Annotated in this window: 19 protein-coding genes and 1 pseudogene; 13 read left to right on the top strand and 7 right to left on the bottom strand. The window is 71.3% G+C overall.

Going from position 1 to position 20,983, the window contains the following annotated elements; all coding sequences use genetic code 11:
• Window positions 1–137: 137 nt before the first annotated feature.
• From ACFW22_RS04995 to paaA, 5 genes are read right to left on the bottom strand one after another with little or no spacing between them, the layout of a single operon-like run.
• On the bottom strand, window positions 138–1,226 hold the full coding sequence (locus ACFW22_RS04995; protein ID WP_386398974.1) for a 2Fe-2S iron-sulfur cluster-binding protein: 1,089 nt from the start codon (window positions 1,224–1,226) through the stop codon (window positions 138–140).
• A complete protein-coding gene (gene paaD / locus ACFW22_RS04990; RefSeq protein WP_386398972.1) occupies window positions 1,227–1,724 on the bottom strand; it encodes a 1,2-phenylacetyl-CoA epoxidase subunit PaaD in 498 nt (165 codons plus the stop codon).
• Window positions 1,718–2,452 (bottom strand): 1,2-phenylacetyl-CoA epoxidase subunit PaaC, encoded by a 735-nt coding sequence (gene paaC, locus ACFW22_RS04985; protein WP_386398970.1) that lies wholly within the window; start codon window positions 2,450–2,452, stop codon window positions 1,718–1,720. Before paaC ends, paaD begins: the two co-directional genes overlap by 7 nt.
• The gene (gene paaB / locus ACFW22_RS04980) at window positions 2,449–2,736 is read right to left on the bottom strand and encodes a 1,2-phenylacetyl-CoA epoxidase subunit PaaB (protein ID WP_017240349.1); all 288 of its coding nucleotides are present in this window, start codon (window positions 2,734–2,736) and stop codon (window positions 2,449–2,451) included. The genes paaC and paaB overlap by 4 nt, the downstream gene beginning before the upstream one ends.
• Window positions 2,733–3,749, bottom strand: a complete 1,017-nt coding sequence (gene paaA / locus ACFW22_RS04975) for a 1,2-phenylacetyl-CoA epoxidase subunit PaaA (RefSeq protein WP_386398966.1) — start codon at window positions 3,747–3,749, stop codon at window positions 2,733–2,735. Before paaA ends, paaB begins: the two co-directional genes overlap by 4 nt.
• 112 nt (window positions 3,750–3,861) lie before the next feature.
• Here paaA and ACFW22_RS04970 point away from each other — a divergent pair, with 112 nt between their 5' ends.
• From ACFW22_RS04970 to ACFW22_RS04960, 3 genes are read left to right on the top strand one after another with little or no spacing between them, the layout of a single operon-like run.
• Window positions 3,862–4,707, top strand: a complete 846-nt coding sequence (locus ACFW22_RS04970; protein WP_386398963.1) for a DUF5819 family protein — start codon at window positions 3,862–3,864, stop codon at window positions 4,705–4,707.
• Window positions 4,704–5,957 (top strand): HTTM domain-containing protein, encoded by a 1,254-nt coding sequence (locus ACFW22_RS04965; protein ID WP_386398960.1) that lies wholly within the window; start codon window positions 4,704–4,706, stop codon window positions 5,955–5,957. Before ACFW22_RS04970 ends, ACFW22_RS04965 begins: the two co-directional genes overlap by 4 nt.
• A complete protein-coding gene (locus ACFW22_RS04960; RefSeq protein ID WP_386398957.1) occupies window positions 5,954–6,616 on the top strand; it encodes a TrmH family RNA methyltransferase in 663 nt (220 codons plus the stop codon). The genes ACFW22_RS04965 and ACFW22_RS04960 overlap by 4 nt, the downstream gene beginning before the upstream one ends.
• A 39-nt stretch (window positions 6,617–6,655) precedes the next feature.
• Here ACFW22_RS04960 and paaN read toward each other — a convergent pair whose 3' ends face one another.
• Complete coding sequence (gene paaN / locus ACFW22_RS04955) at window positions 6,656–8,353, bottom strand: phenylacetic acid degradation protein PaaN (protein WP_386398954.1); 1,698 nt, start codon at window positions 8,351–8,353, stop codon at window positions 6,656–6,658.
• Window positions 8,354–8,477: 124 nt separating this feature from the next.
• Between paaN and ACFW22_RS04950 the strand changes: the two genes are divergently transcribed.
• Window positions 8,478–10,058, top strand: coding sequence for a 3-hydroxyacyl-CoA dehydrogenase (locus tag ACFW22_RS04950; RefSeq protein WP_386398951.1), 1,581 nt, complete (start codon window positions 8,478–8,480; stop codon window positions 10,056–10,058).
• Window positions 10,058–10,651 (top strand): TetR/AcrR family transcriptional regulator, encoded by a 594-nt coding sequence (locus ACFW22_RS04945; RefSeq protein WP_386398949.1) that lies wholly within the window; start codon window positions 10,058–10,060, stop codon window positions 10,649–10,651. Before ACFW22_RS04950 ends, ACFW22_RS04945 begins: the two co-directional genes overlap by 1 nt.
• Window positions 10,652–10,844: 193 nt before the next feature.
• Here ACFW22_RS04945 and ACFW22_RS04940 read toward each other — a convergent pair whose 3' ends face one another.
• Window positions 10,845–11,402: an Lrp/AsnC family transcriptional regulator gene (locus tag ACFW22_RS04940; protein ID WP_386398946.1), complete on the bottom strand. Its 558-nt coding sequence runs from the start codon at window positions 11,400–11,402 to the stop codon at window positions 10,845–10,847.
• A 177-nt stretch (window positions 11,403–11,579) separates the two neighbouring features.
• Between ACFW22_RS04940 and pdhA the strand changes: the two genes are divergently transcribed.
• The 8 genes and pseudogenes from pdhA to ACFW22_RS04900 all read left to right on the top strand — a co-directional run bounded on the left by pdhA (window position 11,580) and on the right by ACFW22_RS04900 (window position 20,965).
• A complete protein-coding gene (pdhA, locus tag ACFW22_RS04935) occupies window positions 11,580–12,740 on the top strand; it encodes a pyruvate dehydrogenase (acetyl-transferring) E1 component subunit alpha (RefSeq protein WP_386398943.1) in 1,161 nt (386 codons plus the stop codon).
• Complete coding sequence (locus ACFW22_RS04930; protein ID WP_386398940.1) at window positions 12,740–13,786, top strand: alpha-ketoacid dehydrogenase subunit beta; 1,047 nt, start codon at window positions 12,740–12,742, stop codon at window positions 13,784–13,786. The genes pdhA and ACFW22_RS04930 overlap by 1 nt, the downstream gene beginning before the upstream one ends.
• Window positions 13,786–15,147: a dihydrolipoamide acetyltransferase family protein gene (locus ACFW22_RS04925; protein ID WP_386398936.1), complete on the top strand. Its 1,362-nt coding sequence runs from the start codon at window positions 13,786–13,788 to the stop codon at window positions 15,145–15,147. Before ACFW22_RS04930 ends, ACFW22_RS04925 begins: the two co-directional genes overlap by 1 nt.
• 224 nt (window positions 15,148–15,371) lie before the next feature.
• Window positions 15,372–16,226 carry an NTP transferase domain-containing protein gene (locus ACFW22_RS04920; protein WP_386398933.1) on the top strand — a complete coding sequence of 285 codons (855 nt, stop codon included), beginning with the start codon at window positions 15,372–15,374 and terminating at the stop codon, window positions 16,224–16,226.
• A complete protein-coding gene (locus ACFW22_RS04915; protein WP_386398931.1) occupies window positions 16,223–17,593 on the top strand; it encodes a molybdopterin molybdotransferase MoeA in 1,371 nt (456 codons plus the stop codon). The genes ACFW22_RS04920 and ACFW22_RS04915 overlap by 4 nt, the downstream gene beginning before the upstream one ends.
• A gap of 20 nt (window positions 17,594–17,613) precedes the next feature.
• Complete coding sequence (locus ACFW22_RS04910; RefSeq protein WP_386399061.1) at window positions 17,614–18,675, top strand: potassium channel family protein; 1,062 nt, start codon at window positions 17,614–17,616, stop codon at window positions 18,673–18,675.
• 47 nt (window positions 18,676–18,722) lie between these two features.
• A pseudogene (locus tag ACFW22_RS04905) lies at window positions 18,723–19,109 on the top strand (alcohol dehydrogenase catalytic domain-containing protein); the annotation flags it as partial.
• A 98-nt stretch (window positions 19,110–19,207) separates the two neighbouring features.
• A complete protein-coding gene (locus ACFW22_RS04900; protein WP_386398929.1) occupies window positions 19,208–20,965 on the top strand; it encodes a recombinase family protein in 1,758 nt (585 codons plus the stop codon).
• Window positions 20,966–20,983: the final 18 nt, after the last annotated feature.

Below are 20,983 nucleotides of genomic sequence, written 5' to 3'. Positions count from 1 at the left end.
GACCCACATTTCTGACGGATCGTCAACATAGAACAGGTTCTCAGGGAAGGGAATGGCGGCGCCGGCACCTCGCCGGGCCCAACGCCGTCGACAGGTGGGGCACTTCGACTGCCGTCAGGCGTCAAGGTGTGTGAGGGTCAGCGGTCGAAGTCCAACTCCACCTCTGGGGTTGCCGGGTGGGACTGGCACGCCAGGACGTATCCCGCGTCGGTCTCCTCCGGTTCCAGCGCGAAGTTCCGGTCCATCCGGACCTCCCCGTCAACGACGAAGGCGCGGCAGGTACCGCACACTCCGCCCTTGCAGGCGTACGGGGCGTCTGCCCGGGCGCGGAGGACGGTGTCGAGCAGCGTTTCGCCCTGGTCCACCGGCCAGGTGCCGGAGCGGCCGTGCAGAGTGGCCGTCAGCGTGGCGTGTGCCGGACCGTCGGCCGCCGGGGTCGAGGTCGGGGCAGAACCGTCGTCGACGTGGAAGATCTCCTGGTGGATCCGAAGGCGGTCGACGTCCAGGTCGCGCAGCGCCTGCTCGGCACTCTGGACCAGGCCGAGGGGGCCGCAGAGGAACCAGCCGTCGATCGCCTCGACGGGCAGGAGGGCCGGCAGCAGGGCGGTGAGCCGCTCCTGGTCGAGGCGGCCCGAGGGCAGGCCCGCCTGCTGCTCCTCCCGGGACAGGGCCGTGACCAGCTGGAAGCGGTCCGGGTAGCGGTCCTTGAGGTCGGCGACCTCGTCGAGGAACATCGTGGAGGCCGCGGTGCGGTCGCTCCTGATCAGACAGAACCGGGCCTCCGGCTCGCGGGCGAGCAGAGTGGCGGCCATCGACAGGACCGGGGTGATGCCGCTGCCCCCGACGACGGCCGCGAACTGGCCGGCGCGCGGGGCGAGGGTGAACCGGCCCATGGGTTCCATGACGTCGACCGAGTCCCCGACGGCCAGTTCCTTGAGGGCGTACGTCGAGAACGACCCGCCGTCGACGAGCCGGATGCCGACCCGCAGGACGGGGGGCTCGCCGGGAGGGGACGCGGGGGCGCAGATCGAGTACGTGCGCCGGACCTCCGTGCCGTCCTCGGTGATGCGGCGCAGGGCGAGGTGCTGGCCGGGGAGGTGGCGGTACGCCTCGTGGAGTTCGGTCGGGACCGCGAAGGTGACGGCCACGGAGTCGTCCGTGAGTCGCTCGACCTCGCTCACCCGGAGCGGATGGAAGCCGGTCCGTCCGGTGTCGGAGGGCAGCATCTACAACTCCTTGAAGTGGTCGAACGGTTCGCTGCAGGCGGTGCAGCGGCGCAGGGCCTTGCACGCGGTGGAGGAGAAGCGGCTCAGGAGCTCGGTGTCGGTGGATCCGCAGTGGGGGCAGCGGATCGCCAGGCTCAGCGGTACGGGACCACCAGCCGGGCCCTGGGGGCGGGGCGGGGCGATGCCGAACTCGGTGAGCTTGCGCCGTCCCTCCTCGCTGATGTCGTCGGTGGACCAAGCCGGGGTGAGCACCGTGACGACGGAGACCTCTGGTACTCCGTGGTCGTGGAGGGCGTGCTCGATGTCGGAGGACATCGCCTCGATGGCGGGGCAGCCCGTGTACGTGGGGGTGAGCGACACCTCGACCCGTCCGGGACCGAGGACCCGGACGCCCCGCATGACGCCGAGCTCCTCCAGGGTGAGGACGGGCAGCTCCGGATCGGGAACGGAGCCGGCGATCCGGCTCAGTTCCTCCTCCAGGGCCGTCATGGTCACCATGACGCCCCCGGGTGGCTGCGGTGCAGGTGCTGCATCTCGGCCAGCATCCGTCCGAAGGCTTCGGTGTGCAGGCCTTGGCGGCCGGCTCCCGCGGCCCATGCGCCGGTGCGCGGCCCGGAGGGCAGGGTGAGGGTGGCCCGGCCGAGGACGTCGCTGACCGAGTCGAGCCAGGCGCTCTCCAGGGACGTGAGGTCCAGGTCGAGGCCGTCGACGGGCTGGAACAGTTCGCCGGTGTACCGCCAGAGCGCCTCGCAGGCCTGCTGCATCCGGGCGTGGCTCTCCGCGGTGCCGTCGCCGAGGCGCAGGGTCCAGTGCTCGGCATGGTCCTGGTGGTAGGCGACTTCCTTGACGGCCTTGGCCGCGAGGCCTGCGAAGGGGCCTTCGGCGGCGGCCAGCTGCCCGTACAAGAGCCGCTGGTAGGTGGAGAAGTAGAGCTGGCGGGCGATGGTGTGGGCGAAGTCGCCGTTCGGCTGCTCGACCAGCTGGACGTTCCGGAAGGAGCGCTCCTCGCGGAGGTAGGCCAGCTCGTCCTCGTCGCCGACGAGGGAGAGCAGGATCCGGGCCTGGCCGAGGAGGTCGAGGGCGATGTTGGCCAGGGCCACCTCCTCCTCCAGGACCGGGGCGGAGCCGGCCCACTCCCCCAGGCGGTGGGAGAGGACGAGGGCGTCGTCGCCGAGGGCGAGGGCCGCGGCGACGGGGGTGTCGGTGCTGTGGGCGGCGCCGGTCACAGGTGCTTCACCCCCTCCGGGATCTCGTAGAAGGTCGGGTGGCGGTAGGGCTTGTCCGCGGCCGGTTCGAAGAAGGGGTCCTTCTCGTCGGGGGAGGAGGCGGTGATGGCCGTCGACGGGACGACCCAGATCGACACTCCCTCGGACCTACGGGTGTAGAGATCGCGGGCGTTCCGCAGTGCCATCTCCGCGTCGGGCGCGTGGAGACTGCCCGCGTGGGTGTGGGACAGTCCGCGGCGGGAGCGCACGAACACCTCCCACAGCGGCCAACCGTCGCTCGTCATGCCTGTGCCCCTCCGTGCTTGCCGGTGTGCTTCTCCGCGTAGGCCGCCGCGGCTTCCCTGACCCAGGCGCCGTCTTCGTGGGCCTGGCGCCGTTTGTTGAGCCGCTGGTCGTTGCAGGGGCCGTTCCCCTTGAGGACGTCCCAGAACTCGGCCCAGTCGATCGGGCCGAAGTCGTAGTGCCCGCGCTCCTCGTTCCACCGGATGTCGGGGTCGGGGAGGGTGAGGCCGAGGGCCTCGGCCTGGGGCACGGCGATGTCGACGAAGCGCTGGCGCAGTTCGTCGTTGGAGTGGCGCTTGATCTTCCAGGCCATCGACTGGGCGGAGTGCGCGGACTCGTCGTCCGGCGGGCCGAACATCATCAGCGAGGGCCACCACCAGCGGTCCACCGCGTCCTGGGCCATGGCGTGCTGGGCCTCGGTGCCGCGGGAGAGGGCGAGCAGGGCCTCGTACCCCTGGCGCTGGTGGAAGGACTCCTCCTTGCAGACCCGGACCATCGCGCGGGCGTACGGGCCGTAGGAGCAGCGGCAGAGCGGCACCTGGTTGGTGATGGCGGCCCCGTCGACGAGCCAGCCGATGGCACCGACGTCTGCCCAGGTCAGCGTGGGGTAGTTGAAGATCGAGGAGTACTTCTGGCGGCCGGAGTGGAGCTTGTCGAGGAGCTCGTCGCGGCTGGTGCCGAGGGTTTCCGCCGCGCTGTACAGGTACAGACCGTGACCGGCCTCGTCCTGCACCTTGGCCATGAGGATGGCCTTGCGGCGCAGGGAAGGCGCGCGGGTGATCCAGTTCGCCTCGGGCTGCATGCCGATGATCTCGGAGTGGGCGTGCTGTGCGATTTGACGGACGAGTGAGGCCCGGTAGGCCTCGGGCATCCAGTCGCGCGGCTCGATCCGCTCGTCGGCGGCGACGGCGGCGTCGAACACGGCCTCGTGCGCGGCCTGCTCCGCCGCCATGGCCGCGTCCGACGCGCCGGGCACGCCCGTGGTCCTTGCCGTCCCTGCCGTCACTGCGGTCATCAGATCCCCTACCGACCGATCGTTCGGTTGAATGACTTCAATGGTGGGTCGACGGCCCGTATGGTGTCAACCCTGTGGATAACCGAGGCGGGTCGATCGGGATCGGGGCGGGATGGACGCGTACGTCGAGAAGGACGCGGTCGGGGTGAGCGACGACGGGCGGGGATCCACCGCCGACCCGCGGACCGTCCTTTCGGAGCCCGAGGAAGCCCGGGCCGCCGGCACCGGGGACGGACTTGGCCCCGCACCCGGCCCCGCACCCGGGGGAACCGGTGGCGGCACCGGGATCATGGCGCTGTCGCTGCCCTACCAGGTCGTCGCCGCCGTGGCGCTCGCCGTGGCCGGCGTGCTCGTCTGCGTCCACCTCTCGATGGTGTTCCTCCACGTGGCCCCGTCCAACACGCTGACCAAACGGCACGGCGAGGCCGTCGGCGACTGGATCTACCCCGAGTTCGAGCAGAACTGGAAGCTCTTCGCGCCCAACCCGCTCCAGACGAACCTCTCCGTCGAGGTGCGTGCCGAGCTCGTCACCGCTGACGGGGGGCGCCGCACCACCGACTGGATCGACCTCACCGCCCAGGACATCGAGCAGATCCGCCACAACCCGATGCCCAGCCACGCCCAGCAGAACCAGCTCCGCCGGGCCGTGGACTTCTACCTCAACACGCACGACGACGACTTCCGGCCCAGTGGTCTGCGCGGCACCCTGTCGGAGCAGTACATGCGCCGGATCGCGATGATCCGGCTCGACGCCCTCGAAGGCACCGACGGGCGACCCCTCGGCGCCGCTGCGCAGCGCATCCAGCTCCGCACCGTCAGCCGGGCCGTCCCCGCCGCTCCGTGGAGCGACGAGAAATCGCAGAAGACCCCCTCCCACCGGGACTTCCCGTGGTGGAAGGTCACCGAAGCCGACCGGCCCGCCGGGGCCGGCACGAGCCGCACGGAGACGGGCCGATGAGCAGCTCCCACGTCATGCCCGCAGCTCCCCGCGAGCCCCTCGACCGACGTCTCGCCCGTGCCGTCCAGGCCGTCACCGGCCGACCGCTCGCCCCGTACCAGAGCGCGATCGTACGCATCGGCTTCTCCCTGACCTGGCTGCTGTTCCTGCTGCGCGAGATTCCCCACCGGCACCTCCTCTACGGCCCCGAGGGACCCTGGTCCTGGGGGATGGCGCACCGGCTCATCGCCGACAACCGCGCCTTCACCACCCTCCTGTGGTCGGACGGCCGGATCTGGTTCGAGACCGTCTACGGGCTCGCGGTGCTCTCCGCAGCCCTGCTGCTGGTGGGCTGGCGGACCCGGGCCGTGTCCGTGGTCTTCATGGTCGGCGTGCTCTCGCTGCAGAACCGCTCCGTCTTCGTGGGCGACGGCGGTGACAACGTGCTCCACCTCGTCGCGATCTACCTCGTCTTCACCCGCTGCGGACGGGTGTGGTCCCTCGACGCCCGGCGAGCGGCCCGTGAGGCCCGTGAGGTCCGCTCCGGGGGCCTTCCGCGCCGTGATGTCGTCGGGCCCGTGCTGTGGGTGGTGCTCGGCGGCTTCGTCCTCGCCGCCACCTGGTTCAGCGACGTCACCGGCGAGTGGTGGGTGCCGGTGCTGCTGTGGGTGCTGTGGCTCGGGCACGGCCTGTGGTGGCTGGTGTGCCGGCTCGTCCCCGGGGAACCGCGCACCCTGCTCGACGTCCTCGCCAACCTCGCGCACAACGCCACCCTCGTCGTCCTCATGGCGGAGGTCTGCCTGATCTACGCCACGGCGGGCTGGTACAAGATCCAGGGATCGCGCTGGCAGGACGGAACCGCCCTGTTCTACCCGCTGCACCTGAACTACTTCACGCCCTGGCCGACCCTCTCCGAGGTGCTCGGCGCCAGCGGGATCATGGTGATGCTGCTGACCTACGGCACCGTGGTCGTCCAGGTCGCCTTCCCCTTCACGCTCTTCAACCGCAAGGTCAAGAACGTCCTGCTCGTCATGATGATGGCCGAGCACGCGGGGATCGCGGTGCTCCTCGGACTGCCGGTGTTCTCCCTCGCGATGATCTCCGCCGATGCGGTGTTCCTGCCGACGGCGTTCCTCGTCGCGCTGGGCGCCTGGGTGACCCGGGGCAGGGACCGACTGCTGCGCAGGCCCTCCACCGGGTCCCCCGTCGAGCCGGTGCCCGAGCAGCGCCGTACGGGTGAGGAGCCCGCTCCCCGTACCCTCGTCGGGTGAGCACCACGGAAGAACAGTCCGAGCCGATCCAGTACGACGAAGGGTTCGGACCCGAGATCGGCGTCGGGCCGCACCCGGAGCCGTGGCCGCGGGACGGGCGGTACGACCCCGAGCTGCTGGCCGGCGGCGACCGGCGCAACGTCGTGGACCGCTACCGCTACTGGAGGCACGAGGCGGTCGTCGCCGACCTCGACACCCGGCGCCATGACTTCCACGTGGCGGTGGAGAACTGGGGCCACGACTTCAACATCGGGTCGGTGGTGCGGACCGCCAACGCCTTCCTGGCGAAGGAGGTCCACATCGTGGGCCGACGCCGCTGGAACCGGCGGGGCGCCATGGTCACCGACCGCTACCAGCACGTCCGGCACCATCCGGACACCGCGTCGCTGACCTCCTGGGCGGCGGCCGAGGGCCTGCCCGTCATCGGCATCGACAACCTGCCGGGCGCCGTTCCGCTGGAGCGGACCGTGCTGCCCCGTCGCTGTGTGCTGCTCTTCGGGCAGGAAGGGCCGGGGCTCACGGAGGAGGCCCGTGCCCACGTGGAGATGGTCTGCTCGATCGCCCAGTTCGGTTCGACCCGGTCGATCAATGCGGGCGCCGCGGCGGCGATCGCCATGCACGCGTGGGTCCAGCGGTACGCGGAGATCGAGGCTCCGTAAAGGGGGTGGAGACCCCGAGGGGCCTCCACCCGTCGTGCGTCAGGCCTGGCGGCGGACCTCCACCACCCGGAAGCGGTTGGAGACGAAGGCGCCGTCACACAGCGCCGCGTTCGCCGCGGGGTTGCCGCCGGAACCGTGGAAGTCGGAGAAGGCGGCCGTCTGGTTCACGTACACCCCGCCCGTGAGGTTCAGCGAGAGCTGGGCCGACTCCTCCAGGCAGACCTCCTCCACCGCGCGCTCGGTCTCGGCCGAGGTCGTGTAGGCGCCGACCGTCATCGCGCCCTTCTCCCGGACCGTGCGGCGCAGCAGCTCCAGGGCGTCCGCGGTGGAGTCCACCGAGACGGCGAAGGAGACCGGGCCGAAGCACTCGGAGAAGTACGCGGACTGGGCGTCCGGCTTGGAGCCGTCCAGCTTCACGATCACCGGGGTGCGGACCACGGCGTCCGGGTACTCGGGGTTGACCACCTCGCGGGAGGCGAGGGCGACCTCGCCGAGCTCGGCGGCGGCTTCGAGACGCGCCTTCACGTCCGGGTTCACCAGGGCGCCGAGCAGGCCGTTGGCCCGGGCGTCGTCGCCGAGCAGACCGCCGACCGCCGCCGCGATGTCGGCGACGACCTCGTCGTACGACTTGGGGCCCTGGTCGGTCTCGATGCCGTCGCGCGGGATCAGCAGGTTCTGCGGGGTGGTGCACATCTGGCCGCTGTAGAGGGACAGCGAGAAGGCCAGGTTGGCGAGCATGCCCTTGTAGTCGTCGGTGGAGTCGACCACGACCGTGTTGACGCCGGCCTTCTCGGTGTAGACCTGGGCCTGTCGGGCGTTGGCCTCCAGCCAGTCGCCGAACGCGGTGGAGCCGGTGTAGTCGATGATCCGGATCTCGGGGCGCACGGCCAGGGTCTTGGCGATGCCCTCTCCGGGACGCTCGACGGCGAGCGCGACCAGGTTCGGGTCGAAGCCGGTCTCGGCGAGCACCTCACGGGCGATCTTCACCGTGAGCGCGAGCGGCAGCACGGCGCGCGGATGCGGCTTGACCAGGACCGGGTTGCCGGTGGCGAGGGAGGCGAACAGGCCCGGGTAGCCGTTCCACGTGGGGAAGGTGTTGCAGCCGATGACCAGGGCGATGCCACGGCCGACCGGGGTGAACTCCTTGCTCAGCTCCAGCGGGTCGCGCTTGCCCTGGGGCTTGGACCAGCCGGCCCGCCCCGCGGGCGTGCGGGTCTGCTCCGCGTACGCGTACGCCACGGCCTCCAGGCCGCGGTCCTGGGCGTGCGGGCCGCCGGCCTGGAACGCCATCATGAACGCCTGACCGCTGGTGTGCATGACGGCGTGGGCGAACTCGTGGGTACGGGCGGAGATCCGGGCGATGATCTCCAGGCAGACCAGGGCGCGGGTCTCGGCGCCGGCGTCCCTCCAGGCGCTCATGCCGGCACGCATCGCGGGGAGCAGCACGTCGAAGTCGGCGTGCGGGTACTCGACGCCGAGCGCCGGGCCGTAGGGCGAGGTTTCCCCGCCGGTCCAGCCGTCGGTGCCGGGCTGGTCGAGGTCGAAGCGGGCGTTCAGCACGGACTGGTGAGCGGCGAGACCCGCCGCCGCGTCGAGCGAGCCGTCCGTGCCGTACGCCTTGGGGTGCTCGGGGTGCGGCGACCAGTAGGCGCGGGTGCGAATGGTCTCGAGTGCCTGGTCAAGCGTGGACCGGTGCTTCTCGGCCAGACGGTCGGTGGTCAGCTGAGCGGTGGCCATGGGTGGACCAACTCCTCGTCGAGCTGGGCAGGGAGACGCGTACGGAGTTAGAGTAACCGAACGATCGGTCGGGACAAGGGGGTCCGTCGATCCTGTGGAAAACCCATCGGGGAGGATCACTGCCATGAGCGCCAACGTGACCGTCAGGGGGAACGACGACGTGACCGCGAGTGAGACCGCCGCCGAGGTCCGGGGCGGCGGCGCCGTGGCACGGGACCGCGTCGTCGCCGTCGTCGGCACCGGCACGATGGGCCAGGGCATCGCCCAGGTCGCACTGGTCGCCGGGCACCCCGTCCACCTCTACGACAGCGCCCCCGGCCGGGCCGCCGAGGCCGTCGTCGCCCTCACCGCCCGCCTGGACCGGCTGGTGGAGAAGGGCCGTCTCGACGCCGCGGCCCGGGAGGCGGCCGTCGGCCGGCTGCGCGCGGCCGAAGAGCCCGCCGAGTTCGCGGACGCCGCCCTCGTGATCGAGGCGATCGTCGAGGACCTCTCGGTCAAGCAGCGGCTCTTCGCCGACCTGGAGAAGATCGTCGGCGACGACACCGTCCTCGCCACCAACACCTCCTCCCTCTCCGTCACCGCCATCGCGGGAGGGCTGCGCCTGCCCGGCCGCTTCGTCGGACTGCACTTCTTCAACCCGGCACCGCTGCTCCCCCTCGTCGAGGTCGTCAGCGGCTTCGCCACCGAACCGGAGACCGCCGTGCGCGCCTACGAGACGGTCAAGGGCTGGGGCAAGACGCCGGTGCGCTGTGCCGACACCCCCGGATTCATCGTGAACCGGGTCGCCCGCCCCTTCTACGCCGAGGCGCTGCGGGTGTTCGAGGAGGGCGCGGCGGACCCCGCCACCATCGACGCCGCGCTGCGCGAGTGCGGCGGCTTCCGGATGGGGCCGTTCGAGCTGACCGACCTCATCGGCCAGGACGTGAACGAGGCCGTCACCCGGTCGGTCTGGGAGTCCTTCTACCAGGATCCCAAGTTCACCCCCTCGCTCGCCCAGCGCCGGCTCGTCGAGTCGGGACGGCTCGGTCGCAAGTCGGGACACGGGTGGTTCTCGTACGCGGAGGGGGCGGAGCGCCCCGAACCGCACACCGCCCCGCCGGCCGAGGCGCCCGGGTGGATCACGGTGCGCGGAGACCTGGGACCCGCCGAGCCGCTGGTCGGGCTGTTCGAGGAGGCGGGGATCGAGGTCCGGCGCCAGCCCGGTTCCGGGCACGTCCTGCTCCCCGGCGGGGCCCGGCTCGGCCTCGTGGACGGGGAGACCTGCTTCGAGTACCCGAACGAGGAGATCATCAGCTTCGACCTGGCCCTGGACTACGCGCGCGCGAGCCGGATCGTCCTGTCGGCCGGCGAGCGCACCTCGACCGGGTCCCTCGCCGAGGCGGTGGGCCTCTTCCAGGCGCTCGGCAAGCAGGTGTCCGTGATCGGTGACGTGCCCGGCATGATCGTCGCCCGTACCGTCGCGATGCTGGCCGACCTCGCGGCGGACGCGGTCGACCGCGGGGTCGCGACCGCCGAGGACGTCGACACGGCGATGCGGCTCGGGGTCAACTACCCCGCCGGCCCGCTGGAGTGGGCCGGGAGGATCGGGCACGCGCGCGTGCGGGACCTGCTCCTGGAAATGCACGAGAGCTACCCGACGGGGCGGTACGCACCCAGCCTGGCGACCGCCCGCCGGGGCCATGCCGAGGAAGGGCAGGACTCCTGATGACCACGGCGAAGCGCGACACCTACACCCCCGAGACGCTGCTCTCGGTCGCGGTGCGGGTCTTCAACGAGCGCGGTTACGACGGCACGTCCATGGAGCACCTGTCCAAGGCCGCCGGCATCTCGAAGTCCTCGATCTACCACCACGTGTCCGGCAAGGAGGAGCTGCTGCAGCGGGCGGTCAGCCGGGCGCTGGACGGGCTCTTCGCAGTGCTCGACGAGCCGGGGGCGGGGCGCGGCCGGGCCGTCGAGCGGGTCGAGTACGTCACGCGCCGCACCGTCGAGGTGCTGAGCGCCGAGCTCCCGTACGTGACGCTGCTGCTGCGGGTCCGCGGCAACACGCCCACCGAGCGCTGGGCGATGGAGCGGCGCCGCGAGTTCGACCACAAGGTGGCCGAGCTGTTGAAGGCCGCTGCCGCCGAGGGCGACCTCCGGGCCGACGTGGACATCCGGCTCGCTACCCGGCTCCTCTTCGGAATGATCAACTCGCTGGTGGAGTGGTACCGGCCGCACCCGGACGGCGCGGCGGAGCGCGAGCAGCTCGCCGAGACCGTCGTCCACCTGGCCTTCGACGGGCTGCGGACGCCGCGCTGAACCACGCACGGGGCGGTGCGCCCGGGCCAGGCCGTCCGTGCGCCGCAGCCCTTCGCCGCGGGGTCCGGCCGTGCCGTCGAAGCCCTGCGGCGGCGGCACGGTCGACTTCCTGATCCGCTTGGCCGACCGGGGCCCGCCCCGGTCGGGCCGCTGCCCCGCCTTCTCCGCTTCCCCCGCACGGCCCCTCGTGGGTTCAGCGGGTCGTTTCCCGGTGGTCCGGGTCCAAATCCGTCTCCTCGAAGACCAGCAGGGTCCGGGTGGAGAGTACTTCGGGGATCGACTGGAGCTTGGTCAGCACCAGCTCGCGCAGCGTTCGGTTGTCGGGCGTGTGGACCAGCAACAGGACGTCGAAGTCGCCGCTGACCAAGGCGATGTGCGCGGCTCCCGGCAGGGCCTGGAGCTGCTCCCGCACCGTCCGCCAGGAATTCTGGACGATCTTGAGCGTGATGTAGGCGGAGGCGCCGTGTCCCGCCCGCTCGTGGTTCACGCGGGCGCTGAAACCACGGATCACTCCGTCGTCGATCAGCCGGTTGATCCGGGCGTACGCATTGGCCCGGGAGACGTGTACCCGCTCGGCGACGGAGCGGATCGAGGCGCGGCCGTCCGCCTGCAGGATCCGCAGGATGTCGCGGTCGATGGCGTCCAGAGGGCGCGCCGGGGGAGCGGGGAGACCCGCCGGGGGAGCGGGGAGGCCCGCCGGGGGCCCCGGGGCGACGACCTGCCAGTCATCGGCCATTTGTTCATCCGCCATGTGCCCCCGCCTCTCTCCGATGGACGACCTGTTCTCATCCCAAGGCCTGGAGAACCGTTTGTCCACAGGCTGGAGGTGCCTGTAGCCAAAATGCCTCCACGACCGAACAATCGGTAGGTGAGGCGCGCCACACCCGCGCCACCCGCCTTCGGGTCTTATGCCCGCTCCCATGAGGAGGTGGACTCGTTGCAACAGCGCAGTTCGACAGTCCAAGAGCCGCCCGGTGCCGTTTCCGCCCACCGGCACACCCCGTCGCCGGCCTGGCAGCCGCGCATCGACCCCGCGCCGCTGCTGCCCGAGGCCGAGCCGCTGCGCGTGCTCGGCACGGACGCGGTGGCCGACGCCGATCCCGCGCTGCTGCTCCGGCTCTACGCGGAGCTGATCCGCGGCCGGCGGTACAACACCCAGGCGACCGCCCTCACCAAGCAGGGTCGGCTCGCCGTGTACCCGTCCACCACCGGCCAGGAGGCGTGCGAGATCGCCGCCGCCCTCGCCCTGGAGGAGCGCGACTGGCTCTTCCCCTCGTACCGCGACACCCTCGCGGCCGTCGCCCGGGGCCTCGACCCCGTCCAGGCGCTGACCCTGCTGCGCGGTGACTGGCACACCGGCTACGACCCGCACGAGCACCGCATCGCACCGCTCTGCACGCCGCTCGCCACCCAGCTGCCGCACGCCGTGGGGCTCGCCCACGCCGCCCGCCTGAAGGGCGATGACGTGGTCGCCCTCGCCATGGTCGGCGACGGCGGCACCAGCGAGGGCGACTTCCACGAGGCGTTGAACTTCGCGGCGGTCTGGCAGGCCCCCGTGGTCTTCTTCGTCCAGAACAACGGCTTCGCGATCTCCGTGCCGCTCGCCAAGCAGACCGCTGCCCCTTCCCTGGCGCACAAGGCGGTCGGATACGGAATGCCGGGCCGGCTCGTCGACGGCAATGACGCGGTCGCCGTCCACCAGGTGCTCACCGAGGCCGTGGCCCGTGCGCGCCGCGGTGGCGGACCGACCCTGGTGGAAGCGGTCACCTACCGGATCGACGCCCACACCAACGCCGACGACGCCACGCGCTACCGCACGGCCGACGAGGTCGAAGCATGGCGCGCGCACGACCCGATCCTGCTCATGGAAAGGGAACTGACGGAGCGCGGCCTCCTCGACGAGGACGGCAGGCGCGCGGCGGCCGAAGCCGCCGAGACCATGGCCGCGGAACTGCGCGAACGGATGAACGCCGACCCGGTGCTCGACCCGATGGACCTCTTCTCCCACGTGTACGCGGAGCAGACCACGCAGTTGCGCGAACAGGCGGCGCAGTTGCGCGCCGAGCTCGAAGCCGAGGGTGAGGCGTGATGACGACCGCGACGACCGGCCCTGCCGCGGCCAAGTCCGGCGGCACCGCCGGGAAGCCGAAGCCGGCCACGATGGCACAGGCGCTCCAGCGCGCGATGCGCGACGCGATGGCCGAGGACCCCACCGTCCACGTGATGGGCGAGGACGTCGGCACCCTCGGCGGCGTCTTCCGGGTCACCGACGGACTCGCCAAGGAGTTCGGCGAGGACCGCTGCACGGACACCCCGCTGGCCGAGGCGGGCATCCTCGGCGCGGCCGTCGGCATGGCCATGTACGGCCTGCGACCGGTCGTCGAGATGCAGTTCGACGCCTTCGCGTACCCGGCGTTCGAGCAGTTGATCTCCCATGTGGCCCGGATGCGCAACCGCACCCGCGGCACGATGCCGATGCCGATCGTCATCCGCGTGCCGTACGGCGGCGGGATCGGCGGAGTCGAGCACCACAGCGACTCCTCCGAGGCCTACTACACGGCCACCCCGGGGCTGCACGTCGTCACCCCGGCGACGGTGGAGGACGCCTACGGGCTGCTGCGGGCGGCCATCGCCTCCGACGACCCGGTGGTCTTCCTGGAGCCCAAGCGGCTCTACTGGTCCAAGTCCGACTGGTCCCCCGAGGCGCCCGCGCCCGTCGAGCCGATCGGCAAGGCCGTCGTGCGGCGTCGTGGCACCGGTGCCACCCTGATCACCTACGGCCCCTCCGTGCCGGTCTGCCTGGAGGCCGCGGAGGCCGCCCAGGCCGAGGGCTGGGACCTGGAGGTCATCGACCTGCGCTCGCTCGTGCCGTTCGACGACGAGACCGTCTGCGCTTCGGTGCGACGCACCGGCCGCGCGGTCGTCGTCCACGAGTCCACCGGCTTCGGCGGCCCCGGAGCGGAGATCGCCGCGCGGGTGACCGAGCGCTGCTTCCACCACCTGGAGGCACCGGTGCTGCGGGTGGCGGGCTTCGACATTCCGTATCCCCCGCCGATGCTGGAGCGGCACCACCTGCCGGGCGTCGACCGGGTCCTGGACGCGGTGGCACGACTGCAGTGGGAGGCGGGGAGCTGATGGCGCAGGTGCTGGAGTTCAAGCTGCCCGACCTCGGCGAGGGGCTCACCGAGGCGGAGATCGTGCGCTGGCTGGTCTCCGTCGGTGACGTCGTCGCCGTCGACCAGCCGGTCGTCGAGGTCGAGACGGCCAAGGCGATGGTCGAGGTGCCCTGCCCGTACGGGGGCGTCGTCACCGCCCGGTACGGCGAGGAGGGCACCGAACTGCCCGTCGGCGCCCCGCTGCTGACGGTCGCCGTGGGCGGTACCGGAGCTCCGGAGGAGCGCGCGGAGGCGGCTCCGGAGGCGGCTCCGACGCTGGACGGCTCCCCAGCCGGTGCCGCGGTCTCCTCGGAGTACTCGGGCAATGTGCTCGTCGGCTACGGCACGGCCGGCCCCGCCGCTCGACGCCGTCGGGTACGGCCCGCGAACCCGACGGCCCCGGCCCCCGCAGCGGCCCCGGTCGTGGTGGCGGCCCCGGCGGCCCCCGTGGTGCACGAGGGGCCCGTGCCGGTCATCTCGCCGCTCGTGCGGAAGCTGGCCAGGGACCGGGGGATCGACCTGCGGGAGGTGCGCGGTTCCGGCCCGGAGGGCCTGATCCTGCGGGCCGATGTGGAGCTCGCCCTCGCGACCCGCGAGCGGGCGACCGCCTCCCCGGTACCGGCGCCCGCCACGGCGGCTCCCGTCAGGACGGAGGGCGAGCGGGTTCCGTTGCGCGGGGTTCGCGGCGCGGTGGCGGACAAGCTGTCCCGCAGCCGCACGGAGATCCCCGACGCGACCTGCTGGGTCGACGCCGACGCGACCGAGCTGATGGCGGCACGAGCGGCGATGAACGCGGCGGGTGGGGCGAAGATCTCGCTCCTCGCGCTCCTCGCGCGCATCTGCGTCCATGCCCTGGCCCGGTTCCCCGAGCTCAACTCCACGGTGGACACGGCCGCCCGGGAGATCGTCCGGCTGCCGTCCGTGCACCTGGGCTTCGCCGCCCAGACGCCACGCGGGCTGGTCGTTCCCGTGGTGAAGGACGCGGGGATCCGGACCGCCGAGTCGCTGACCGAGGAGTTCGCCCGGCTGACGGAGGCGGCCCGGCAGGGCGCGATCACCCCGGCCGACCTGACCGGCGGCACGTTCACCCTCAACAACTACGGGGTGTTCGGGGTCGACGGGTCCACTCCGATCATCAACCACCCCGAAGCGGCGATGCTCGGCGTCGGACGGATCATTCCCAAACCCTGGGTGCACCGGGGCGAGCTGGCCGTCCGTCAGGTGGTGCAGCTCTCGCTCACCTTCGACCACCGCGTCTGCGACGGCGGTACGGCGGGCGGCTTCCTGCGCTACGTGGCGGACTGCGTCGAGCAGCCTGCCGTGCTGCTCCGCACGGTCTGACCCGACCGCCCCGCACGGGACGTCCCGTGCGGGGCGGTCGCACCGGACGTGCGCGCGGGGCGGTCGCACCGGACGTTCGCGCGGGGCGGTCGCGCCGGACGTGCGGTCTGCGGGACCCGCGGGCCGGTGAAAACCCTCCGGAGGGCGCGTGCGGTTCGCCACGCTCGTCTCAGTAGGGGAGACGGGCACCTCGCGGATGAGATCAGGCGGACCATACTGCTCGGGTGACCACCGCATACGACGCCGTCGTGCTCGCCGGAGGCGCCGCCCGGCGCCTCGGGGGCTTCGACAAGCCGGCCGTGCGGATCGGCGGGAGGACCCTCCTCGACCGGGTGCTCTCGGCCTGCCCCGGAGCAGGTCGGACCGTGGTCGTCGGGGCGCCCCGTCCTACCGTCCGGCCCGTTCGCTGGACCAGGGAGAACCCGCCCGGCGGAGGCCCGCTGGCCGCCCTCGACGCGGGCGTACGGGAAACCGGAGCCGGGGTCCTGCTCGTCCTCTCCGCCGACCTGCCCTTCCTGGACGGGACCACCGTCCACCAGCTCCTCGATGCGCTTGCCGGGACCTCCGGGGCCGAGGCCGCGCTCCTCGTCGATGCCGACGGGCGGGACCAGCCGCTGGTCGGCGTCTACCGTCGCTCCCCGCTCCTCCGCGAACTCGCCGCCGCCGCCGAACGTCGGGGCACCCTCGACGGGGGACCGCTGCGGCTGCTCACCGAGGGGCTCCGTCTCACCCGCGTTGCCGCGGGCCCCCTGGCCTCCTTCGACTGCGACACCTGGGGGGACGTTGCCACGGCCCGCACCCGCATCAGGGAGCATGGGACCGTGCTGGATGAATGGATCACCGCAGTCAAGGACGAACTGGGCATCGAACTGGACGTCGACACCGACGTGCTGCTCGACCTCGCCCGTGATGCCGCCCATGGGGTGGCCCGCCCCGCCGCGCCCCTGACCACCTTCCTGGTCGGCTATGCGGCGGCGCGCGCGGGCGCCGGGGGCGGGCCGGAGGCGGTGGCCGAGGCCGCCCGCAAGGCTGCGGCGCTCGCCCAGCGCTGGGCCGCCGAGCAAGACGAGGCCGGATGAGTCCGAAGGAACCCCTTTCCGTGGCCCAGAGAACCACCACCGGTGCCGAGGACACACTTCCGCACCGGTCCACCGCCTGGCCCGAGGCGCGGGCCGCAGCCGTCCGCGCCGGAACCGCTGCACGGGTCGAGCGGGAGGCGCAGCGCCTCCCCCTGGACCGGTCGCTCGGTCAGGTGCTGGCCGAGCCGCTCCTCGCCCTCACCGATCTGCCCTCCTTCGACACCTCTGCCATGGACGGCTGGGCGGTCACGGGTCCGGGGCAGGGGCCCTGGACCGTACGCGTGGAGACCCCCCTCCTCGCCGGCCGTGTGCCGGCTGCCGCGCCCGCCGACGGCGAGGCCGTTCGGATCGCCACCGGCGCCCCCGTACCGCCCGGGACCACGGCCGTCATCCGTGCCGAACACTCCCGGTCGGAGCGGATCCAGAACGTCGGTGCCACGACCGGGACCAGCCTGTTGCTGCACGCCCTGCGCGAGGTCGTTCCCGGGCAGGACATCCGCCCCCGGGGCCAGGAGTGCCGCTCCGGCGACGTGCTGCTGGCCGCGGGCAGCCTCGTGACGCCAGCCGTGTTGGGCCTGGCCGCCGCCGCCGGGTATGACGAGCTCCCCGTGTCGCCCCGGCCCCGTGTGGAGGTCCTCGTCCTCGGAGACGAGCTGCTCACGGCGGGGCTCCCCCACGACGGGCTCATCCGGGACGCCCTCGGACCGATGCTCGGCCCCTGGCTGACGGCGCTCGGCGCCGAGGTGCTCGCCACCCGACGGATCGGTGACGACCCCGAGGAGCTCCACGCGGCCGTGGCGGGATCCGCCGCCGATCTGGTCCTCACCACCGGGGGCACTGCCGCCGGCCCCGTCGACCACCTCCACCGGGTGCTCGACGCGACGGGCGCCACGCTCCTGGTCGACGGCGTGAAGGTCCGCCCCGGCCATCCGATGCTCCTGGCGGCCCTCGACGGTCGCCGCCACCTGGTCGGCCTGCCCGGCAATCCGCTCGCCGCCGTGTCCGGTCTGCTCACGCTCGCCGAGCCCTTCCTCGCCGCCCTCACCCGGGTTCCCCCGGCCGGCCCCCCCGCTACGGGGGGCCTTCCGGCCACGGCCACGCCGTCCGGAGGCCGTGCATTCCTTCAGGACGAGGTGCACGGGCACCCCCATGACACGAGGCTCGTCCCGGTCGTCCGCCGGGGTGGAGAGCAGGCCGTACCGCTGCGCTACAACGGGCCCGCCATGCTCCGGGGCATCGCCGTCGCGGACGGCATGGCCGTGGTGCCGCCCGGCGGGGCGCAGGCGGGGCAGGTGCTGGACGTCCTCGACCTCCCCTGGACACCCATGTCGGGCGCCGTACCGGCTCAAGGAGCGTGTTTCACGTGAAACTGCCCAGTCGCGACGTCATGGCCCGCCATGCGGACGAGCGGGTTTCGGGTCCCCGGGTCCAGCTGCCGCGCCGGGTCGTGGAGAAGCCGCTGCGACAGGTCGGCAAACGGCTCCTCATGGCGCTCGGCGTCCTGGTCGTGACGGTGTTCATCGTCTACTTCGACCGTGACGGCTACCACGACAACGCCAACGAGACCGTCGGTTTCCTCGACTGCGTCTACTACGCGACCGTGACGCTCTCCACCACCGGGTACGGCGACATCGTCCCGTACAGCGATTCCGCGCGGCTCGCCAACGTCCTACTGGTCACGCCCCTGCGCGTGCTGTTCCTGATCATCCTGGTCGGCACCACCCTCGAGGTCCTCACCGAGCGGACCCGCGAGGAGTTCCGACTGAACCGCTGGAGGTCCACCTTGCGCGACCACACCGTCATCGTCGGCTTCGGGACGAAGGGGCGGTCCGCGATCCAGACGCTCTGTGCGACCGGGCTCCGCAAGGACCAGATCGTCATCGTCGACCCCTCCAGCAAGGTGATCGAGACGGCGAACGCGGACGGATTCGTCGGCGTCATCGGGGACGCCACCCGCAGCGACGTGCTGCTCCGTGCCGAGGTCCAGCGGGCACGACAGATCGTCATCGCCACCCAGCGCGACGACACGGCGGTCCTGGTCACCTTGACGGCCCGTCAACTCAACCGGGGCGCGAAGATCGTCGCTGCGGTCCGCGAGGAGGAGAACGCGCCGCTGCTCCGCCAGTCCGGCGCGGATGCGGTCATCACCAGTGCGAGCGCTGCCGGGCGGCTGCTCGGACTCTCCGTGCTGAGCCCCAGCGCCGGCACGGTGATGGAGGACCTCATCCAGCAGGGCTCCGGCCTCGACCTGGTGGAGCGTCCGGTGACCAAGAGCGAGGCCGGGAAGAGCGTGCGGGAGACCGAGGACCTGGTGGTGAGCGTGCTCCGGGGCCATCGGCTGATCGGCTACGACGACCCCGTGGCCAGCCCCTTGGAGATCACCGACCGGGTGATCACGATCGTGCGCGCAGCGCCGGTCACTCCGCTTTCCACCCCGCCGGAGGACTGACCGCCGGTACCGGGCGAGGGCCTCGTGGCGGGAGTAGCCTCGCGACCATGCATGCGATCACGATTCCGGAACCCGGCGGCCCCGAGGCCCTCGTCTGGGCCGAGGTGCCCGATCCCGTCCCCGGCGAGGGCGAAGTCCTCGTCGAGGTGACGGCGAGCGCCGTCAACCGTGCCGATCTGCTCCAGCGCCAGGGCTTCTACGCCCCGCCCCCGGGAAGCTCCCCGTACCCCGGTCTGGAATGCGCGGGGCGGATCGCGGCACTCGGCCCGGGAGTTTCCGGCTGGTCCGTCGGCGACGAGGTGTGCGCACTGCTCGTCGGCGGCGGTTATGCCGAGAAGGTCGTGGTCCCGGCGGGCCAGTTGCTGCCGGTGCCGGAGGGCGTCGAGTTGTCCACGGCCGCCGCGCTTCCTGAGGTCGCGTGCACGGTCTGGTCGAAAGAGCTTGTGAGGACTCCCCCAGGGGGAGCGTCAGGCTCCGCGTAGGCAACCCTTGCGCTCCCCCTTCCTGCAACTAGGAACGGGAGAGAGCGCACATGGCATCAAAGACCCTCAACGGCCACGTAGCCCAAGAGGCAGCCGACGACCGGCCCCGCGCGGTTCTGTACGCGCGTCAGAGCAAGCTCAACGAAGACGGCAGCGACGCAAGCCCCCTCATGCAGTGGGAGGCAGGAGAAGCGCTCTGCGCCGCACGCGGGTACCGCGTAGTCAAGCGATTCCGGGACGTAGGTAAGTCCGGTTGGGACCCCAGCGTTCAGCGTGACGGCTTTGACGAAATGATGAACTGGGTTCGCGGCAACAAGTGTGACGTGGTGGTCATCTTCACCTTGAGCCGACTTACCCGCATGGGTGCTCAAGAGGCTTTCGCCATTGAGAAGGTAATGCGGGACAACGCCGTTTCCCTGGTGAGCGTACGCGAACCGTACCTTGACACCAGTGACCCTATCGGCGCGGGAATCTTCGCCATCATCGCTGGACTCGCAAAGCAGGAAAGCGACACCAAGTCGGCGTTCATCGTCAACACCAAGGAGCTTGCCCGAAAGGCAGGCGGGCACGTCTCAGGCAATGCCCCGTGGTGGGGCGAGAACGTCAAGAAAATTGGCGAGAACGGCGTCAAGTACGTCTCTATCCACCCGACGGATAGCGGGCGCTCTACGGTCCTTCTCATGCGGCAGATGGCTGAGAAGGAGGGACTTACTCCCGGCCAGATTGCCGAGAAGCTGACCACCAACCCCGATACTCCCCCGCCCGGTTGGCGAACGGAAGCCGGAAAGAACCGCGTAGACGCTCGCCGGAAGCGCGGAAACTACAAGCAGCACCCGGAACCCCGCTGGACTCCGCAAGCGGTTCTAAGGACGCTCCGCGACCCGCGAATTGCGGGCATGGCCGCTGACCGTGTCACGTCGGACAAGTGGGCAATCCGGCGCGACGACAACGGTAATCCGATCCACGTTCACGAGCAGATCATCACCCCCGCTGAGTGGTACGTCTTGCAAAAGGCGATTTCCACCGAAGGCAAGATGCGTCGCCCGTACCACGGCGGTACCTACTTGTTGACCGGCTGGCCCATTCTGTTCTCGTACTGCGGGGCCACCACTAGCACCACGCTTACGGATGGCGTTCCGCGCTACCGCAGCAACCGAGAAGGAAGCGGCGCAAAGCGCATGGGGGTTACCCGCGTAAGTGTGCGCGTGGACCAGACCGACGAATACGTTGCCCGGAAGGTGTGGGCACGGCTGGTGAATCTCGACACGGAGAACGAAGAAGACCGCGCGCTCATGGCTGCCGTCGCTGAGCGGTTCGCCCGGCAGCAAGACACGGCAGGCGTGGCGCAGGAGTGCAACGAACTTGAGGCGCAGTTGAAGCACACGGAACAAAGCCTCTTGGAAATCTACGCAGACAAGAAGGCCGGTCTTTACAAGGGCACCGTGGGTCGTGCGGCGTTCACGGAAGCCGTTCAGTCCATGCAGCGAACCGAAGAACTGTGCCGAACCCGACTCAAGGAACTTCGCGCCCGACAGATTCAGGCGGTCAGCGTTCCGTGGGACAACTGGCGGGCAGGAACGCCGGATGATGACCCGATCGGTAAGGGCTCACTGTGGGACAAGTGGGGAATGGTCAAGCGTCGGGAGTTCCTGAGCTTCTTCCTTGATCACGTAGAAATTGGGCCCCGTACGTCCGGCAAGATCAAGGACATTGCCGACCGTGTCACGGTGCATTGGGCCAAGCCTGAACCCGAAGAGGCGGACGAAGACCAGGAGCACGACGAGACGGCCGAACTGGTCAGTGCGTGACACTGAGGGGCCCCGGCG

The sequence above is a fragment of the Streptomyces sp. NPDC058872 genome, assembly GCF_042743065.1.
Classification (GTDB): domain Bacteria; phylum Actinomycetota; class Actinomycetes; order Streptomycetales; family Streptomycetaceae; genus Streptomyces.
This window is presented reverse-complemented; position numbering and strand designations above follow the sequence as displayed.

Coding starts and splice junctions, on each gene's coding strand:
- ACFW22_RS04995 (WP_386398974.1), bottom strand. CDS start 1,226: ATGCTGCCCTCCGACACCGGACGGACCGGCTTCCATCCGCTCCGGGTG.
- paaD (WP_386398972.1), bottom strand. CDS start 1,724: ATGGTGACCATGACGGCCCTGGAGGAGGAACTGAGCCGGATCGCCGGC.
- paaB (WP_017240349.1), bottom strand. CDS start 2,736: ATGACGAGCGACGGTTGGCCGCTGTGGGAGGTGTTCGTGCGCTCCCGC.
- paaA (WP_386398966.1), bottom strand. CDS start 3,749: ATGACCGCAGTGACGGCAGGGACGGCAAGGACCACGGGCGTGCCCGGC.
- ACFW22_RS04970 (WP_386398963.1), top strand. CDS start 3,862: ATGGACGCGTACGTCGAGAAGGACGCGGTCGGGGTGAGCGACGACGGG.
- ACFW22_RS04965 (WP_386398960.1), top strand. CDS start 4,704: ATGAGCAGCTCCCACGTCATGCCCGCAGCTCCCCGCGAGCCCCTCGAC.
- paaN (WP_386398954.1), bottom strand. CDS start 8,353: ATGGCCACCGCTCAGCTGACCACCGACCGTCTGGCCGAGAAGCACCGG.
- ACFW22_RS04950 (WP_386398951.1), top strand. CDS start 8,478: ATGAGCGCCAACGTGACCGTCAGGGGGAACGACGACGTGACCGCGAGT.
- ACFW22_RS04945 (WP_386398949.1), top strand. CDS start 10,058: ATGACCACGGCGAAGCGCGACACCTACACCCCCGAGACGCTGCTCTCG.
- ACFW22_RS04940 (WP_386398946.1), bottom strand. CDS start 11,402: ATGGCGGATGAACAAATGGCCGATGACTGGCAGGTCGTCGCCCCGGGG.
- ACFW22_RS04930 (WP_386398940.1), top strand. CDS start 12,740: ATGACGACCGCGACGACCGGCCCTGCCGCGGCCAAGTCCGGCGGCACC.
- ACFW22_RS04925 (WP_386398936.1), top strand. CDS start 13,786: ATGGCGCAGGTGCTGGAGTTCAAGCTGCCCGACCTCGGCGAGGGGCTC.
- ACFW22_RS04915 (WP_386398931.1), top strand. CDS start 16,223: ATGAGTCCGAAGGAACCCCTTTCCGTGGCCCAGAGAACCACCACCGGT.
- ACFW22_RS04910 (WP_386399061.1), top strand. CDS start 17,614: ATGGCCCGCCATGCGGACGAGCGGGTTTCGGGTCCCCGGGTCCAGCTG.
- ACFW22_RS04900 (WP_386398929.1), top strand. CDS start 19,208: ATGGCATCAAAGACCCTCAACGGCCACGTAGCCCAAGAGGCAGCCGAC.